This window comes from Parasphingorhabdus sp. SCSIO 66989 (assembly GCF_032852305.1).
GTDB classification, from domain to species: Bacteria; Pseudomonadota; Alphaproteobacteria; order Sphingomonadales; family Sphingomonadaceae; genus Alterisphingorhabdus; species Alterisphingorhabdus coralli.
This window is the reverse complement of record NZ_CP136594.1, coordinates 1826514-1843793: the sequence shown is the minus strand read 5'-3', so window position 1 is coordinate 1843793 and position 17280 is coordinate 1826514. Positions and strand designations below refer to the sequence as shown.

17 protein-coding genes are annotated in these 17280 nt (G+C 56.7%); all 17 read right to left on the bottom strand.

Annotated features, from left to right (window positions below):
* Positions 1 to 20: 20 nt before the first annotated feature.
* The 17 genes from RB602_RS08660 to RB602_RS08580 all read right to left on the bottom strand — a co-directional run bounded on the left by RB602_RS08660 (position 21) and on the right by RB602_RS08580 (position 17190).
* Entirely contained in the window at positions 21 to 1673 is a 1653-nt protein-coding gene (locus tag RB602_RS08660) for a ribonuclease J (protein ID WP_317080162.1), read from the bottom strand.
* Positions 1674 to 1683: 10 nt separating this feature from the next.
* Positions 1684 to 2466 (bottom strand): type III pantothenate kinase, encoded by a 783-nt coding sequence (locus RB602_RS08655; RefSeq protein ID WP_317080161.1) that lies wholly within the window; start codon positions 2464 to 2466, stop codon positions 1684 to 1686.
* Positions 2466 to 3248 (bottom strand): biotin--[acetyl-CoA-carboxylase] ligase, encoded by a 783-nt coding sequence (locus RB602_RS08650; RefSeq protein ID WP_317080160.1) that lies wholly within the window; start codon positions 3246 to 3248, stop codon positions 2466 to 2468. Before RB602_RS08650 ends, RB602_RS08655 begins: the two co-directional genes overlap by 1 nt.
* Positions 3208 to 4674 carry an NADH-quinone oxidoreductase subunit NuoN gene (nuoN, locus tag RB602_RS08645; protein ID WP_317080159.1) on the bottom strand — a complete coding sequence of 489 codons (1467 nt, stop codon included), beginning with the start codon at positions 4672 to 4674 and terminating at the stop codon, positions 3208 to 3210. The genes RB602_RS08650 and nuoN overlap by 41 nt, the downstream gene beginning before the upstream one ends.
* Complete coding sequence (locus tag RB602_RS08640) at positions 4674 to 6230, bottom strand: NADH-quinone oxidoreductase subunit M (RefSeq protein ID WP_317080158.1); 1557 nt, start codon at positions 6228 to 6230, stop codon at positions 4674 to 4676. The genes nuoN and RB602_RS08640 overlap by 1 nt, the downstream gene beginning before the upstream one ends.
* 1 nt (position 6231) lies before the next feature.
* Positions 6232 to 8223, bottom strand: a complete 1992-nt coding sequence (gene nuoL, locus RB602_RS08635; protein WP_317080157.1) for an NADH-quinone oxidoreductase subunit L — start codon at positions 8221 to 8223, stop codon at positions 6232 to 6234.
* A gap of 5 nt (positions 8224 to 8228) precedes the next feature.
* Positions 8229 to 8534 (bottom strand): NADH-quinone oxidoreductase subunit NuoK, encoded by a 306-nt coding sequence (gene nuoK, locus RB602_RS08630; RefSeq protein WP_317080156.1) that lies wholly within the window; start codon positions 8532 to 8534, stop codon positions 8229 to 8231.
* On the bottom strand, positions 8531 to 9145 hold the full coding sequence (locus RB602_RS08625; RefSeq protein ID WP_317080155.1) for an NADH-quinone oxidoreductase subunit J: 615 nt from the start codon (positions 9143 to 9145) through the stop codon (positions 8531 to 8533). The genes nuoK and RB602_RS08625 overlap by 4 nt, the downstream gene beginning before the upstream one ends.
* Before the next feature lie 110 nt (positions 9146 to 9255).
* Positions 9256 to 9735 (bottom strand): NADH-quinone oxidoreductase subunit NuoI, encoded by a 480-nt coding sequence (nuoI, locus tag RB602_RS08620; RefSeq protein ID WP_317080154.1) that lies wholly within the window; start codon positions 9733 to 9735, stop codon positions 9256 to 9258.
* Positions 9732 to 10778 (bottom strand): NADH-quinone oxidoreductase subunit NuoH, encoded by a 1047-nt coding sequence (gene nuoH / locus RB602_RS08615; RefSeq protein WP_317080153.1) that lies wholly within the window; start codon positions 10776 to 10778, stop codon positions 9732 to 9734. Before nuoH ends, nuoI begins: the two co-directional genes overlap by 4 nt.
* Before the next feature lie 124 nt (positions 10779 to 10902).
* Positions 10903 to 12915 (bottom strand): NADH-quinone oxidoreductase subunit NuoG, encoded by a 2013-nt coding sequence (nuoG, locus tag RB602_RS08610; protein WP_317080152.1) that lies wholly within the window; start codon positions 12913 to 12915, stop codon positions 10903 to 10905.
* Entirely contained in the window at positions 12915 to 13514 is a 600-nt protein-coding gene (locus RB602_RS08605) for a hypothetical protein (RefSeq protein ID WP_317080151.1), read from the bottom strand. The genes nuoG and RB602_RS08605 overlap by 1 nt, the downstream gene beginning before the upstream one ends.
* A complete protein-coding gene (gene nuoF, locus RB602_RS08600; protein ID WP_317080150.1) occupies positions 13511 to 14842 on the bottom strand; it encodes an NADH-quinone oxidoreductase subunit NuoF in 1332 nt (443 codons plus the stop codon). Before nuoF ends, RB602_RS08605 begins: the two co-directional genes overlap by 4 nt.
* On the bottom strand, positions 14839 to 15066 hold the full coding sequence (locus tag RB602_RS08595; RefSeq protein ID WP_317080149.1) for a hypothetical protein: 228 nt from the start codon (positions 15064 to 15066) through the stop codon (positions 14839 to 14841). Before RB602_RS08595 ends, nuoF begins: the two co-directional genes overlap by 4 nt.
* Positions 15066 to 15734 carry a complex I 24 kDa subunit family protein gene (locus RB602_RS08590; RefSeq protein ID WP_317080148.1) on the bottom strand — a complete coding sequence of 223 codons (669 nt, stop codon included), beginning with the start codon at positions 15732 to 15734 and terminating at the stop codon, positions 15066 to 15068. Before RB602_RS08590 ends, RB602_RS08595 begins: the two co-directional genes overlap by 1 nt.
* Positions 15734 to 15961 (bottom strand): hypothetical protein, encoded by a 228-nt coding sequence (locus RB602_RS08585; RefSeq protein ID WP_317080147.1) that lies wholly within the window; start codon positions 15959 to 15961, stop codon positions 15734 to 15736. The genes RB602_RS08590 and RB602_RS08585 overlap by 1 nt, the downstream gene beginning before the upstream one ends.
* Positions 15958 to 17190: an NADH-quinone oxidoreductase subunit D gene (locus RB602_RS08580; RefSeq protein WP_317080146.1), complete on the bottom strand. Its 1233-nt coding sequence runs from the start codon at positions 17188 to 17190 to the stop codon at positions 15958 to 15960. Before RB602_RS08580 ends, RB602_RS08585 begins: the two co-directional genes overlap by 4 nt.
* Positions 17191 to 17280 lie beyond the last annotated feature (90 nt).

Sequence of the window (17280 nt, the reverse complement as noted above, 5' to 3'; positions counted from 1 at the left end):
CTCTGCTCCCTCTTCCTAGCCTAGCCTTGCTCGACAATGAGCACTTTGACAACTGGCTTTTTCCCCGTCCAGCGCGTTGCCACGCGGCGCACCGCTAGACGGATGTCCTCACGCAATATGTTTATATCGCCAGTTTTGGCTACACCCTTGCGACTGAACAGTTTTTGAACCGCCTCATCGGCTTCCTCGAGGAACAGATCTTCATCTTCATCCAGAGGAACGCCAAAAGGCATGATCTCGACATTGCCCACGCGTCGATTTTGCTCATCCAACGCGATGGCAACACTGATGGTTCCGTTATACGCAATTTTCCTGCGCTGGTTCATCGTCTGCCCATCGGCGGGCAGGATGACATCACCATCAAGAATAAGCCGACCACTGCGTACCTGATCCACACGCTCTGGATCACCGGGCGCCAGGCGGATCATATCGCCATTGGTCTGCACAACGGTTTTGGCAATGCCACACTCTTCACCAAAGCGCGCTTGTTCGGTCATATGCCGCAACTCGCCATGGACCGGTACCAATATCTCCGGCTGTATCCAATCATACATAGCCGCCAGCTCGGGCTTTCCGGGATGGCCGGAAACATGGATATGAAACTGCTTTTCGGTTATGATGTTGACGCCCTTGGCCACCAGATTGTTGATCAGATAGCCAATGGACTTCTCATTGCCGGGAATTTCCTTGGTTGAGAAGATAACAGTATCACCCGCGCTGAGTTTGATCGGATGGCTGTCCGAAGCCATGCGCGCCAGCGCCGCGTTGGTCTCACCCTGCCCACCGGTTGCGATAACCATGGTTTGGCTGCGGTCGAGGCTGTCAACATCGCGAAAATCAATGGTTTCCGGGAAGTCCATCAAATAGCCATTGGCTTGTGCATTTTCGAGAATGCGGTGGAGTGATCGCCCCGCCAGACTCACCGTCCGCTTTGTCTCTTTCGCAATCTGGCCCAACGTGTCCATGCGTGCGACATTGGAGGCAAAGGTGGTAACCACCACCCTGCCCTTAATCCCGGCAATCAGGTCAGACAGCTCGCGCCGCACATCGCCTTCCGAACCCGAAGCGTTCGGATTGAAAACATTGGTGGAATCGCACACCATGGCGAGCACACCCGCATCACCGATAGCGCGCAGTTCAGCCTCGGTTGATGGCGTGCCGATTAGCGGCTCATCATCCAGTTTCCAGTCGCCAGTATGGAATATCTTGCCATGCGGCGTGTCGATCAGCAGCGCATTGCCCTCGGCAATACTGTGCGCCAGCGGCACATAGCGGAAGCTGAACGGACCAATGGCGAAATCGGTATTTTCCTCGATAATATGCAGGTCGAGCTCATCCTTGAGGCCCGCCTCTTCGAGCTTACGCGCGATCAGTCCGGCTGTGAAAGCGGTGGCATAGAGCGGCACGCCGAGATCGCCGGCCAGATAGGGCAAGGCACCGATATGGTCCTCATGGCCATGGGTCAGGACAATGGCGAGCAGGTCCTCTTCACGCTCCTCGATAAACTCAAGGTCCGGAAAGACCAGATCCACGCCGGGATAGTCACCGCCGGAAAAGGTCATGCCCAGATCGGCCATGACCCATTTGCCCTGACAGCCGTAAAGATTGGCGTTCATGCCAATTTCGCCTGAACCGCCAAGGGCCAGGAACAGTAATTCGTCTTTGGGTTTCATAAAATTCTCGTCAGTCTGCGACTCTCGCCGCGAGCAGCGCCAGACCGTACATGGTCAAGTCCGGCTCTATGGAATCAAAAATATCGGTATGTTCGTCAAACAGTACAGCCAGGCCGCCAGTGGCGATAACCTTAGCCGGACGGCCGATCTGCGCTTTCATCCTGGCAATAAGCCCTTCCATAAGCCCGACATAGCCCCAGAAGACACCGATATGCATCTGATCTTCGGTATTGCGACCAAGCACATTGCCATTGCTCCTATCCGGCGCCTCAATCGCGATACGCGGTAATTTCGCTGCGGCGTTGACCAATGCGTCTAGTGACAGATTGATGCCCGGCGCGATAATGCCACCCTTATAGGCACCGGTATAGTCAATAAAGTCGAGCGTGGTGGCGGTACCGAAATCAATAACGATCAGATCGCCCTCATGCCGCCTATGCGCGCCAATCGCATTGACCGCACGATCAGCACCCAGCGATTCCGGTTGGTCGACATCAACCTCAATGCCCCATTCGGTCGGTCCCTTGCCCGCAATCAGCGGCTTAAGCTCAAAATATTTCTGCGACAGCAGCGACAGATTATGCAGCGCACGCGGCACAACAGTGGAGATAATCACCTGTTTGACGGCAGAGCGGTCAAAGCCCTCAAGCTCAAACAGTTGCTGCAACCAGACCGCATATTCATCCGCCGTGCGTCGCGGATCAGTAGAAATACGCCAGCGGGTTTTCTGTTCCATGTCGTCATAAATGGCGAACACCGCATTTGTATTGCCCACATCAATTGCCAGCAGCATCAATCATTTCCTGTCTGAACCAGCAGGTCGACATCGCCTGCATTGACCATATGGACAGTCCCGTGCCCGTCGCGCAAACGTAATGCCCCGTCAGGGGCCAATCCGTCAAATGTTCCGCCAAGCTTTTTACCATCAGCGCCGGTGACAGACAGTGCTGTTCCACGTGAATGGGCGCAATTCTCCCATTCCTGGATGATGGCTCCTAATCCACGCTGCGGATCACGCCAGAGATTCAGCGTAGCGGCGAAGCTTGTTGCGAGTTTTTCGGCGACCGCTTCTGCGGTGGCGGTTTTGCCGCCTTTCATGTCATGCAACGCTATTGTCTCGCGATCCGGGAGATCGGGCGCACTGGTGATATTCATGCCCAAGCCTGCGACCACCGCATCACCGGTGCGCTCGAGCAATATCCCGCCCAGCTTGGCGCCATTGACCAACAGATCGTTCGGCCATTTGAGCATCGGCGCAGCATTGCCGAACCAGTGTGCCGCCGTTGCATGAAAAGCGAGCCCCGCGACCAGCGCCAATGTCGCTGGCGGCGGGTCATCGTGCCTGAGCCGAACTATGGTGCTGATATAGAGATTTCCCGGTGGGCTGGCCCAATTGCGCTGCAACCGTCCGCGCCCTGCCTGTTGCTGCTCGGCGCGCAGCCAAGTGCCTTCCGGCGCACCTTGTTGTGCGCGCAGCAGAAGATCGGCATTGGTCGATGCGGTTATCGCAACCGTTTCGATAGAATGGGCGATATTATAGCGCCCAGAACAAGGCGCGCGCCGCATCATCAGCATAATAGCCGATAACTCCGCTGAGCAGATAGCCGAGCGGCGAGATAAACGCAGCAAGCAGCGTTATGATGATCATACGCTCGGGCGCAATGCGATCGGTAGCTACGACATCGGCAGGCTCATCAAAATACATCACCTTGATGACCTTGAGATAGTAGAAGGCACCGATAACCGAGGCGGCGATACCCAATGCTGCCAAGGGCAACAGGTCCGCCTGCACCGCCGCATCAAACACCAGAAACTTGCCGTAAAAGCCGTAAAGTGGCGGGATACCGGCGAGCGAGAACATAAACATCGCCAAAGCCGCAGCGAGTCCAGGACGCGTTTTGGAGAGGCCGGCAATATTGGGCAGCAATTCCACCGCGCGACCTTCCTTGTCCTGCAATTCGAGCACGCAGAGGAAAGAGCCTAGCGTCATTGCGACATAGATAAGCAGATAGACAATCGCGCCGCTCGCGCCGGCTTCTGTGGCGGTGGCCAAGCCGATCAATATAAAGCCGACATTGTTGATCGAGCTGTAGGCAAGCAGGCGCTTGATATTGGCTTGTCCAATAGCACCGGCGGCACCAAGAACAATCGAGCCCAGCGCCACAAAGATGATGATCTGCTGCCAGACCTCGCCCATGCCGCCAAAGGCTTCGGCGAGCATCCGCATGGTCAGCGCGATGGCGGCGACTTTGGGGGCGCTGGCGAAGAAGGTGGTGACCGGCGTCGGCGCACCTTCATAGACATCGGGCGTCCACATATGGAACGGCACGGCGCTGATCTTGAACGCCAGACCAGCCAGCACGAAGACCAGACCGAATAGCGCGCCGTTACTTATGCCATCGCTCATAGCCTGTTGGATACCGATAAAGCTGGTGGTGCCGGTAAAGCCGTAGAGCAGCGACATACCGAACAGCAAAATACCGCTGGCAAGCGCGCCGAGGACGAAATATTTGAGACCCGCCTCGCTCGAGCGCTCATCCTGCCGCGCGATACTGGCGAGGACATAGGCGGCAAGGCTGTTGAGTTCGAGGCCGATATAGACGGTCAGTAGGTCGACCGATGACACCATCATGCCCATGCCGATAGCGGCAAAGACCACCAGCAGCGGATATTCGCCGCGCATTGCCTTGCGCGCTTCCATCCAGCGTGGGGAGACAATCAGGGTCACAATCGCCGCGCCATAGATCAGCAGTTTCATCAGCGAGCCGAAACGGTCCATGCGATACTGGCCGTAAAACGCATCAGCGCCTTCGGAAAAGCCGTCACCGGTAAGGAAATCGAGCGCAACCGCCGACGACGCAACCAAAGCAGTCACCGACAGGATGCTGACCAATTTGGTTACCCGCTCACCACCAAAGGCAACGAAAAGCAGCAGCGCCAGACTGGAAACAGAAAGAATAAGTTCCGGCGCAATAAGCTGGAACCAAAGCGAATAGTTCATCAATGCGCCCCTTCTTCACCATGATGCGTATCACCATGGTCCTCGGCTGCTTTGGCCGGTGCCGCGCCCATCACCAGCTGCGCATCACCCTCAGGCTTGGCCCGGGCAATGCGCGCCTCCAATGTGGTGATGTCATTGCGCATCGGCGCAAGGAAGCTCTCGGGATAAACCCCCATCCAGAGAACCACCGCAGCAATTGGCGCCAGCAGCGCCATTTCGCGCGCTGACAGGTCCGGCATGGCTTTCACATCATCTTTGGTGAGATCGCCATAGGCAATGCGGCGATAAAGATAGAGCATATAGCCCGCGCCGAGAATAATACCGGTGGTGCACACCAGCGCGACAAGGCTGGACACTTCATAAACGCCGAGCAGCGACAGGAATTCCCCAACAAAGCCGCTGGTGCCCGGCAGGCCGATGCTCGCCATGGTGAACAGCAGGAACAAGATCGCATAGCGCGGCATGTTGATCGACAGGCCGCCATAGCGGTCAATCTCCCGCGTATGCAGACGGTCATAGATAACGCCGACGCAGAGGAACAGCGCACCGGAAACAAGGCCGTGGCTCAGCATCACCACCATCGCGCCCTCAAGACCCTGACGGTTAAACGCGAATAGCCCGATAGTCACAATCGCCATATGCGCGACCGAGCTATAGGCGATCAGCTTCTTCATATCATGCTGCACCAGCGCGACCAGCGAGGTGTAAACCACCGCGACCATCGACAGTCCGAAGATCAGCCAGATGAATTCCGCCGAGGCTTCGGGGAACATCGGCAGCGAGAAGCGGATAAAGCCATAACCGCCAAGTTTCAGCAAGACACCTGCAAGGATAACTGAACCCGCCGTTGGCGCCTGAACGTGCGCGTCGGGGAGCCAAGTATGCACCGGCCACATCGGCATTTTCACTGCAAAGCTGGCGAAGAAGGCCAGCCACAGCCAGGTCTGCGCTGCGACCGGGAAGTCATAGTTGAGCAGCGTCGGAATATCGGTCGTACCCGCTTCATTGACCATCCAGAACATGGCAATCAGCATCAACACCGATCCGAGCAGCGTATAGAGGAAAAATTTATACGAAGCGTAGATGCGGTTATCGCCGCCCCATATGCCGATGATGAGATACATCGGGATCAGGCCTGCCTCGAAGAAGATGTAGAACAGGAAGATATCCTGCGCCGCGAAGACGCCGATCATCAGCACCTCCATCAACAGGAAGGCCGCCATATATTCACCGACACGGCTCTGGATCGCCTGCCAGCTCGCGCCGATACAGATGGGCATCAGAAAGACCGAGAGCATGATCAGCATCAGCGAGATACCATCAATGCCGAGCGCCCAGCTAAAGCGGTCGAACAGCGGTGCACTCTCAACAAACTGCCATTGCGCGCCGCCAATATCGAAGTTCATCCACAAGATGACGCCGAGAAGCAGATCAGCCAGCGTCGCCAGCAGCGCCACCATGCGCGCGGTCGAGGCAGGCACATAGAGGCAAATGACCGCAGCAATGGCCGGGACAGCCAGCATCAGCGAGAGAATGGGGAAGCCGAGATCATTCATGTCAGTTCACCATCACCCAGCTGATTGCGGCAACAAGGCCGAGCAGCATCACCAGCGCATAGCTGTAGAGATATCCCGATTGCATTTTGACCACCATGCGGCTGCCCATGCTGACCACACTGGCGGCGCCATTGGGGCCGAAACGGTCAATCGTGCCCTGATCGCCCGCTTTCCAGAACAAACGGCCAAGCGCAAAGGCAGGGCGGACAAAGATCAGGTCGTACAGCTCATCAAAATACCATTTGTTGAGCAGGAAGTTGTAAAGCCCGCGCATCCGGCTGGCCAAAGCTTCGGCCTTGCCCTCGCCTGTCATATACATCCAGTAAGCGGTGGCGAGGCCGATCAGCATCGCAATGGTTGCCGAGAGTTTCACCCAAAGCGGAACCTCATGCATATCGTGCATCAGCCCGGCATTATAGGCGAGCGAACCGTTCCAGAACGCGCCCTCCTCGATAAAGGCATGGCTGAACACATAACCGGCAAACACCGCGCCCACGGACAGCACCAAAAGCGGCAGCAACATCACCCAGGGACTTTCATGCGGATGATAGCCGCCGGTCTGATCCGCGCCTGCTTCTTCTGGCGTTTTGTGGACGCTGTGCTGAATATGCTCGGACTGGATCCAGCGCGGCGTGCCCCAGAAAGTCAGGAACATCAGACGCCAGCTATAGAAGCTGGTGAGAAGCGCTGCGGAAACACCGATCCAGAAGGCAAACTGCCCTGCCCCGGTGCCGCTGGCAAAGGCGGCTTCGATAATCGCATCCTTGGAGTGGAACCCGGCAAAGCCTGCGTGCAGCCAGTACACACCAACACCGGTAATTGCGAGCGTGCCCGCCATCATCGCCCAGAAGGTGATCGGGATATGTTTGCGCAGGCCACCATAGTAACGCATGTCTTGCTCATGGTGCATCGCATGGATCACTGAACCGGCGCCGAGGAATAGTAGCGCCTTGAAGAAAGCGTGGGTGAACAGGTGGAACATCGCGACATTGTAAGCACCAACGCCTGCAGCGAAGAACATATAGCCGAGCTGTGAGCAGGTCGAATAGGCGATCACCCGCTTGATATCGGTCTGCACCAGACCGACTGTAGCGGCAAAGATCGCGGTGCAAGCGCCGATAACCGTCACAACTGTCAGAGCAACATCGCTGGCCTCAAACATCGGCGACAGGCGGCAGACCATGAAGACGCCCGCGGTCACCATGGTCGCGGCATGGATCAAAGCCGACACCGGCGTCGGGCCTTCCATCGCGTCGGGCAGCCAGGTGTGCAGGCCAAGCTGTGCCGATTTGCCCATCGCGCCGACAAACAGCAACAGGCACAGCACTGTCATCGTATCGAGACGATAGCCGAGGAAACCGATGGTTGAGCCTGCCATAGCAGGCGCGGCCTCGAGAATTTCCGGGATAGACACCGTCTGGAACACCAGAAAGGTGCCGAAAATGCCGAGCATAAAGCCCAAATCGCCGACACGGTTGACGACGAAAGCCTTGATCGCGGCGGCATTGGCGCTGGGCTTTTTGAACCAGAAGCCGATCAGCAGATACGACGCCAGACCCACGCCTTCCCAGCCAAAGAACATCTGCACCAGATTATCCGCCGTCACCAGCATCAGCATGGCAAAGGTGAACAGCGACAAATAGGCGAAGAAACGCGGCTGATCCGGGTCTTCCTCCATATAGCCCCAGCTATAGAGGTGCACCAATGAGGAAACGCTGGTGACCACAACCAGCATCACTGCGGTCATAGTGTCGACGCGCAGCGCCCAGTCAAATTGCAGCGCGCCCGAAGAAACCCATGTCAGTACCGGCGCGACATACGCTCCGGCATCGCCGGTGAGAAAGCCGATAAAGATCGGCCAACTGAGCGCACAGGAGACCAGCAGTGCGCCTGTCGTCACCACCTTTGCGGGAATATTGCCAATGGCCCGGTTGCCCAGCCCTGCGATAATGGCCGCGATAAGCGGCAGGAAGACGATCAACTGAATGTCCACGAGGTTCAGCCCTTCATCCGGTTGACATCATCAACAGCGATGGTGCCGCGTTTGCGGAAATAGATAACGAGAATGGCGAGGCCAATAGCCGCCTCCCCCGCCGATACGGTCAGCACGAACATGGCGAAAACCTGCCCGGTCATATCGCCGAGAAAGGCGCTGAAGGCGACGAGGTTGATATTGCATGCCAGCAAGATCAGCTCGATCGACAGCAGGATGACGATCACATTTTTGCGATTGAGGAAGATGCCGAGAACGCCCATTACGAAAAGGATGGAGCTGACGACGAGATAATGTTCAATGCCGATCATAGCGATACCCCCTTGCCGACTTCGGGCTGGGTATTGCGGACCGCTTCTTCCGGGCGACGGCTGACCTGACGCGCAACATTTTGCGGCCGCACGCCGGCGCGCTGACGCAGGGTCAACACAATCGCGCCGACCATAGCGACCAGCAGGATTACGCCCGCCGCTTCAAACAGGAATGGATATTTGCCGTAGAGCAGTTCGCCAACAGCCTGGGTGTTGGTTGCGCCATCACGAGCCGGATTAACCGCACTATCGGCCAGAGTGACACTACCCGCCTGATAGGCACCAATGCCAAGGATCAACTCGGCCAGGAACAAAAAGGCCAGTGCCAGTCCAAGCGGCACATTTTTGATAAAACCTGCGCGCAGTTCGGCAAAATCAATGTCGAGCATCATCACGACAAACAGGAACAGCACCGCCACCGCGCCGACATAGACAATCACCAGCAGCATGGCGATCAGCTCGGCACCGACCAAAATCATCAGGCCAGCAGCGTTGAAGAACGCCATAATCAGCCACAATACACTATGCACCGGGTTGCGCGACAGGATGACGAATGCCCCGGAGGCAATCAGGATCGCAGCAAACAGGTAGAAGGCAAATATCTGTATCAAATCCTGATCCCTGTGGGCCCCGGACCCGGCCCGAGGCAAGGTCTTATCAGAGCAGTAATAGTCGAAAGTGGCGCACCTATATGGTGCCGGTTGATTCTGTTGCGCAGCGTTTAACGATAGGGAGCGTCGGCTTCAAGGTTTGCGGCAATCGCCCGCTCCCACTTGTCGCCATTCTCCAGCAGCTTGTATTTGTCGTAAATCAGTTCCTCGCGCGTTTCCGTCGCATATTCAAAATTCGGCCCCTCAACGATGGCGTCGACCGGACAGGCCTCCTGACAGAAACCGCAATAAATGCACTTGGTCATGTCGATGTCATAGCGCGTGGTGCGGCGTGACCCATCATCGCGCGGCTCGGCCTCAATGGTGATCGCCTGTGCCGGACACACCGCCTCGCACAGCTTGCAGGCAATGCAACGCTCCTCGCCATTGGGATAACGACGCAGCGCATGCTCACCCCGGAACCGCGGCGAAATCGGGTTCTTCTCATAGGGATAGTTCACCGTCTTCTTCGGTTTGAAGAAGTAACGCAGCGTCTTGGCATGCGCGAGGATAAATTCGTAAAGCGTAAAGGCTTTGATAGTCTGAATCATAACCCAACCTTTGTGTACATTACCCAACCACTGGTCAGCACCACGAACAGCAGCGACAGCGGCAGGAAGATTTTCCAGCCCAGACGCATCAACTGGTCATAGCGATAGCGCGGCACCGTCGCCCATATCCAGGAGAACAGGAAGAAGGTGAGGAACATTTTGAGAAACAGCCAGATGATGCCCGGCACCGCATAAAGCGGTTCCCAGTCGAATGGCGGCAGCCAGCCACCCCAGAACAGGATGACATTGAGCGCGCACATCAGCAGGATATTGGCATATTCACCAAGCCAGAACAGCGCGAAGCTCATTGAGCTATATTCGGTCTGATACCCGGCAACCAGCTCGGATTCCGCTTCGGTCAGGTCAAACGGCGCGCGCGCGGTTTCCGCCAGTGAGGAGATGAAGAACACCACCCACATCGGGAAGAGCAGCAGGTTGAACCCATAGGCGTTGACAAAGCCCAGCCCATGGCCGCGCTGCGCCTCGATAATGCCGTTGAGATTAAAGGTGCCCGCAAATAATACGACGCAGATCAGAACAAAGCCGATCGAAACCTCATAGGAAATCATCTGCGCCGCGGCGCGCATGGCGGAAAAGAAGGGATATTTCGAATTGGATGCCCAACCGGAAATCACCACGCCGTAAACACCCAGTGAGCTGATCGCCAGCACATAGAGCAGGCCGACATTGATATCCGCCAGTACCATTTCCGGGCTGAACGGGATCACCGCCCAGGCCATCAGCGCCACAGTAAAGGTGATGATCGGCGCCAGCAGGAACAGGCCCTTATTGGCGCTGGACGGGATGATGGTTTCCTGCAGGAATACCTTCAGGCCATCAGCAAAGCTCTGCAACAGGCCGAAAGGCCCGACCACATTGGGGCCACGGCGCAGCGAAATCGCGGCGATAACCTTACGGTCAAAATAGATGATATAGGCCACTGCCAGCATCACCGGCAGCGCGATCAGCAGGATGCCCGCTATGGTGGCGATAAACCAGGCCGCTTCATAGCTGAGGCCGAAGGATTGGAAAAATTCGGTCACGCCACTACTCCTTCACCGTCACCCCCGCGAAAGCGGGGGTCCAGAGCAACAAGAACGAGCGTGTGCGTTACGCCCTGGGTTCCCGCCTTCGCGGGAACGACATTAGGTTGGATGGAGGTTCCGGTCATTCCGCCGCCTCCAGCATATCATCGGCATTGAGCAATTCCGCAGAACAGCGCTGCATTGTCTGGCTCGCCCGGGCAATCGCGTTGGTGAGGTAGAAATCCTCAATCGGATAGCGCACTGCACCTTCGGGTTTGTCGTCCAGCTTGGGCGGCGCCCATTCAAAATCGATTACGCCTTCTTCCGCCAGTTCCGGCACGGCAGCCACCATCGCCGCGCGACATTCGGCAAAGCTGTTAAATGGCAGGGTATGCCCCAGCACATCGGAAAGCGCACGCAGGATCGACCAGTCTTCGCGGGCATCACCCGGGGCGAACACCGCCTTGTCGGAGAATTGCACCCGGCCTTCCAGATTGACATAGGTGCCGTTTTTCTCGGGATAGGCGGCTGCTGGCAGAATAATATCCGCCGCATGCGCGCCCTTGTCACCATGATGGCCGATAAACACCTTGAAGCTGTCTTCAAACGCCGTGAAGTCGACCTCATCGGCACCCAGCAGGAAGGTCAGCTTAGGTTTGGCCGCAACAATGTCAGCCATACCACCGGGCTGCGCATAGCCGAGCATCAGCCCGCCCATACGCGCGGCGGAGAAATGCAGCACGTTAAAGCCGTTCCAGTCATCACGGACCATGTTGAACTTGTCCGCCAGCTTCAGCGCCGCGCCATGCGCGCCATCAATCGCCAGCGCCGCACCGCCGACAATCACCGCCGGACGCTCCGCCGCTTTCAGCGCATCACTGAGCTTTTTCGGCAGGCGTTTCAGCACTTTAAGGTCCTCGCCCAGCCACTCAACCTTATAGGTCAAATCAACCTCGGGACCAATGGCAAAGACCTTCGCGCCGCGCTTGATCGCCTTGCGGATGCGGGTATTGGCAAGCGGTGCTTCCCAGCGGATATTAGTGCCAATCAGCAGGATAGCGTCAGCGGTCTCAATGCCATTCAGACCGGAATTGAAATTGACCGCCGCCATATTGGAAACGTCATAGGCCATGCCCGTCTGACGGCCTTCGAGCAAGTTAGAGCCCATCGCCCCGACCAGCTCGCGCGCGGCAAACATGGTTTCGCAATCGACCAGATCACCTGCAATCGCCGCGACCGAAGAGCCGGCATCTTTGGCCTTTTTGGCTATCGCCTTGAACGCCTCGTCCCAGCTTGCTTCAACCAGCTTGCCGGATTTGCGGATATAGGGCTTATCGAGACGCCGCCGCATCAGGCCATCAATGGCATAGCGCGTCTTGTCGGTTGCCCATTCCTCATTCACATCATCATTGACCCGCGGCAAAACCCGCAGAACCTCGCGGCCCCGGCTGTCAAAACGGACATTGGTGCCGACCGCATCCATGACATCAATGCCGAGCGTTTTTTTCAGCTCCCAAGGACGCGCCTCGAAAGCATAGGGCTTGCTGGTCAGCGCACCGACCGGGCAGAGATCAACCACGTTACCCGAAAGCTCAGACTGCACCGCATGTTCAAGATAGCTGGTGATCTGCATATTCTCGCCGCGACCAATCGCGCCGATATCCTCAACGCCCGCCACTTCCTCGGCAAAGCGCACACAGCGGGTGCAGTGGATGCAGCGGGTCATGATCGTCTTGACGATCGGGCCCATATATTTTTCGGTAACGGCGCGCTTATTCTCTTCATAACGCGTCGATCCGCGACCATAGGCCATGGCCTGATCCTGCAAATCGCACTCGCCGCCCTGATCGCAAATCGGGCAGTCGAGCGGATGGTTGATCAGCAGAAATTCCATCACGCCTTCGCGCGCCTTCTTGACCATCTCGCTATCGGTGCGGATTTCCTGTCCTTCGGCAGCAGGCAGCGCACAGCTCGCCTGCGGCTTGGGCGGCCCAGGTTTCACCTCGACCAGACACATGCGGCAATTGCCGGCAATGGACAGGCGCTCATGATAACAAAAACGCGGGATTTCCTTGCCTGCAAGCTCACAAGCCTGCAGCACAGTCGCGCCCTGCGGGACTTCCAGTTCTACGCCATCTACGGTGACTTTAGGCATTATTCGGCAGCTCCATCATCTTTGATCTGCTGGTCAATCGCCGCATAGAATTCATCTAGGTTCAACTTCACTGCGCCTTCGGTCAGACATTGCGAACCCATAAAGTCATTAAGATATTGGATTGCTCCCATTGGACGGGGAAGGGAGAGCATCTCATCCACCAACGCCCGGTGATAAAGGACGGCACAATCAGCAAGCTCCGCGGCATTCTTGAAAACCATGGTTCCTTGTATCCCACTTCGACCGTACACCTCATATGCCTTGCCCCAGTCACTAACCAAAGCGTTCAACGAGAACGGAATCGGCTTGCCATTTTCAAATTCAAAACAATCGCCGATGGCTTCCATCATCAATCCACTGTCAGGATCAGCCTCATTCTCTTCGACGGTTTGATTGTTACGTCTAAGCAAATGATATTCAGAATAGCGGCGCGTTTTTTCCGGCTGCTCACGCAAAGTACATGCAAGGAGGTTGTCATAATCGCTCTGAGAGAAAGGCGCTGGCTTCGCATTCAAATCGATAACTGCCGTCTCCTGAGCAGCGACTGAACTTGTTGTCAGCATTATTCCGACAGCGACAGGCAAAAAAGCGACCCTCATTCCGCCGCCTCCATCATTGCATCGGAACCGCCGCCCTGACGCTCGCGGATGCGGCGTTCCATTTCGGGGCGGAAGTGGCGGATCAGGCCCTGAATTGGCCATGCCGCGGCATCGCCTAGGGCGCAGATAGTGTGTCCTTCAACCTGTTTGGTGACTTCAAACAGCGTGTCAATATCGCCGATATCGGCATCGCCAGTGCGCATTTTTTCCATCACGCGCCACATCCAACCTGTGCCCTCACGACACGGGGTGCACTGTCCGCAGCTTTCATGCTTGTAGAAATAGCTGATGCGGCTGATCGCCTGAATAATATCGGTGGACTTGTCCATCACGATAACCGCCGCCGTACCAAGGCCCGAACCGAGGTCTTTGAGCCCGTCAAAGTCCATCGGCGCATCCATAATCTGCTCGGCCGGGATCAGCGGCACCGAGGAGCCGCCGGGGATGACCGCCAGCAGATTGTCCCATCCGCCGGTAATGCCGCCGCAATGCTTTTCGATCAGATCCTTGAACGGAATGCTCATCGCCTCTTCGACAACGCACGGCTTGTCGACATGGCCGGAAATCTGGAACAGTTTTGTGCCGTGATTATTCTCGCGCCCAAAACCGTTGAACCAGCTGGCACCGCGCCGCAGGATCGTCGGCACCACGGCGATGCTCTCGACATTGTTAACCGTAGTCGGGCAACCATAAAGCCCTGCGCCTGCCGGGAAGGGCGGTTTGAGGCGCGGTTGGCCCTTCTTGCCTTCCAGGCTCTCGATCATCGCGGTCTCTTCGCCGCAAATATACGCCCCTGCCCCGCGATGGACGAAGACATCGAAATCATAGCCGGATTTTGCCGCATTTTTGCCGAGCAACCCGGCAGCATAAGCCTCTTCCACCGCCGCCTGCAGCGTTTCCGCCTCGCGGATATATTCGCCGCGAATATAGATATAGGCGGCCCGCGCGCGCATCGCGAAACCAGCGACCAGCGCGCCCTCGATCAGCTTATGCGGATCATGGCGGATAATCTCGCGGTCCTTGCAGCTGCCCGGTTCGGACTCATCTGCGTTTATAACCAGAAAGCTGGGTCGCGGATTGCCCTTGGCGTCTTTCGGCGCTTCCTTGGGCATAAATGACCATTTGAGACCGGTCGGGAAACCCGCACCACCACGACCCCGTAGTCCTGATGCCTTTATCTCGTCGATGATCTTGTCATTGCCGAGCGCGATCAGGTCTTTGGTTTTGTCCCAATCACCACGCGCCTGCGCTGCCTTCAGGCCCCAGTTCTGAAAGCCATAGACATTGGTAAAGATGCGATCTTTATCCTGAAGGAAATCGAAGCTCATTGATCAGACTCCGCAAGATCGAGGCGGTTTTCAATACGCTCTACGCGTTTTTCCAAGCGGTCGAGGCGGTGATTAACGCCCGAAACCGACATCATCAGAGTCGAGAGATGTTCTTCGGTAGCTGTAACACGCAGCTTGATATCCGATATATCTTCTTTGATCTCAGCCATATCAGCTTGCAATCGCTTTAGGATTTCCAGCACAAGGCTCTCATTATCAGCCATCACCACTCTCCCCGATAGTCGTGATTGGCATCCACCATATCTTTCAGCGTTGTCGGCCCGCCTTCCGGCTCGCTCGACTGGCGTCCCTCTATCTGGCTGCCGGTTTTGGGCTGCTCGCCATTGGCTAGGGCCTCGAGAATGGCGGTCGCGCTGTCATAGTCTAGGTCTTCATAATTATCGTCATTGATCTGGAACATCGGTGCGGAAGAGCAATTGCCCATGCATTCCACCTCGGTCAGGGTGAACATACCATCCGGCGTGGTCTTGCCCTTGACCATGCCCTTATTCTTGCACGCGGCCATGACGTCATCCGATCCGCGCAGCATACACGGCGTGGTGCCGCAGACCTGCACATGATAACGGCCGACCGGCACGAGATTGTACATGGTGTAGAAGGTCGCGACCTCATAAGCGCGCATAAACGGCATATCGAGATAATCGGCGACATATTCGATCACCGGAACAGGCAGCCAGCCTTGTGTTTCGGTTTCAGCACCGACCTGACGCTGCGCCAGATCAAGCAATGGCATCACCGCCGAGCGCTGACGCCCTTCAGGATAGCGCGCAACGATGATCTTGGCTTGCTTGTCATTGGCAGCGGTAAAGGCGAAACCACCCCAGCGGGCGCGGACTTCGGCTTCATCGGGGATGTTGGAAGTATCAGCCATCAGTTCGCATCCTGCAAGTCGAGACGCTTCTCGACACGGGAAAGCCGCTCATCGAAACGATCAAGTCGGCTGTGCACTCCGGCCATGGACGTAAACAAACCAGCCATATGCTCTTCCATCGCTGTCATACGAATTTTCAGATCCTGAATGTCGCCCTCCATAGTGCCAAGACGCTGGTCTATGCGCTTTAGGCGCTCAAGGATCAGATTCTCGACGTTCTCAGTCACCGATCACACTCCCCGAATACAACGTCAATCGCGCCGAGAATGGCGGTGGCGTCGGGCAGCATATGGCCTTTACACATGAAATCCATCGCCTGCAGATGCGAGAACGCCGTCGGACGGATTTTGCAGCGATAGGGTTTGTTGCTGCCATCGGCGACAAGATATACCCCGAACTCGCCCTTGGGGCTTTCGGTGGCGACATAGACTTCGCCAGCGGGCACATGGAAACCCTCGGTGTAGAGCTTGAAGTGATGGATCAGCGCTTCCATCGACTGCTTCATCTCACCGCGCTTGGGCGGTACGACCTTGCGGTCGGTTGAGGCAATCGGGCCTTCGGGCATTTGCTGCAGGCACTGGCGCATAATCCGTGCTGACTGGCGCACTTCCTCGACGCGGACCATGAAGCGGTCATAGCAATCGCCACGTGTCCCCACCGGCACATCAAATTCCATCCGGTCATAAACATCATAAGGCTGCGATTTGCGCAGGTCCCAGGCGATGCCCGAACCGCGGATCATCGGGCCGGAAAAGCCCCATTTGATCGCATCATCCTTGCTGACCGTGGCGATATCGACATTGCGCTGCTTGAAGATGCGGTTATCGGTGACGAGGCTCATCGCGTCTTCGAACAGCTTGGGGAATTCGTCGAGCCAGTCAGCAATATCGGTGAGCAGTTTCAGCGGCACATCCTGATGCACGCCACCGGGGCGGAACCAGGCACTGTGCATCCGCGCGCCCGAAGCCCGCTCGAAAAATTCCAGGCATTGCTCACGGATTTCAAAGATCCAGATGTTTGGTGTCATCGCACCAACATCCATGACATGCGCGCCGATATTGAGCATATGGTTGCAGATACGGGTCAGCTCGGCAAACAGCACACGCAGATATTGCGCCCGCTCGGGCACCTCGAGATCGAGCAACTTCTCGATCGCCAGCACATAGCTATATTCCTGCGCCAGCGGCGAGCAATAATCGAGCCGGTCAAAATAGGGTAGCGCTTGCAAATAGGTCTTGTACTCGATCAGCTTCTCGGTGCCGCGATGCAAAAGGCCGACATGCGGATCGACGCGCTCGATAATCTCGCCATCAAGCTCCATTACCATGCGGAGCACGCCGTGCGCCGCCGGGTGCTGCGGGCCGAAATTGATAGTGTAGTTCTGGATTTCCAGATCGCCGACTTCGGGATCGGCTTCACTCGCTTCGCCGAGCATTTCTTCGATATAGTTCGCCATTAAAGCACCTCGTCATGCTGAACTTGTTTCAGCATCTCCTGAGACCCTGAAACAAGTTCAGGGTGACGAATAAAAACAAGAGTCGGCACC

Coding starts and splice junctions, on each gene's coding strand:
- RB602_RS08660 (WP_317080162.1), bottom strand. CDS start 1,673: ATGAAACCCAAAGACGAATTACTGTTCCTGGCCCTTGGCGGTTCAGGC.
- RB602_RS08655 (WP_317080161.1), bottom strand. CDS start 2,466: ATGCTGCTGGCAATTGATGTGGGCAATACAAATGCGGTGTTCGCCATT.
- RB602_RS08650 (WP_317080160.1), bottom strand. CDS start 3,248: ATGCTGATGATGCGGCGCGCGCCTTGTTCTGGGCGCTATAATATCGCC.
- nuoN (WP_317080159.1), bottom strand. CDS start 4,674: ATGAACTATTCGCTTTGGTTCCAGCTTATTGCGCCGGAACTTATTCTT.
- RB602_RS08640 (WP_317080158.1), bottom strand. CDS start 6,230: ATGAATGATCTCGGCTTCCCCATTCTCTCGCTGATGCTGGCTGTCCCG.
- nuoK (WP_317080156.1), bottom strand. CDS start 8,534: ATGATCGGCATTGAACATTATCTCGTCGTCAGCTCCATCCTTTTCGTA.
- nuoI (WP_317080154.1), bottom strand. CDS start 9,735: ATGATTCAGACTATCAAAGCCTTTACGCTTTACGAATTTATCCTCGCG.
- nuoG (WP_317080152.1), bottom strand. CDS start 12,915: ATGCCTAAAGTCACCGTAGATGGCGTAGAACTGGAAGTCCCGCAGGGC.
- RB602_RS08605 (WP_317080151.1), bottom strand. CDS start 13,514: ATGAGGGTCGCTTTTTTGCCTGTCGCTGTCGGAATAATGCTGACAACA.
- nuoF (WP_317080150.1), bottom strand. CDS start 14,842: ATGAGCTTCGATTTCCTTCAGGATAAAGATCGCATCTTTACCAATGTC.
- RB602_RS08595 (WP_317080149.1), bottom strand. CDS start 15,066: ATGGCTGATAATGAGAGCCTTGTGCTGGAAATCCTAAAGCGATTGCAA.
- RB602_RS08590 (WP_317080148.1), bottom strand. CDS start 15,734: ATGGCTGATACTTCCAACATCCCCGATGAAGCCGAAGTCCGCGCCCGC.
- RB602_RS08580 (WP_317080146.1), bottom strand. CDS start 17,190: ATGGCGAACTATATCGAAGAAATGCTCGGCGAAGCGAGTGAAGCCGAT.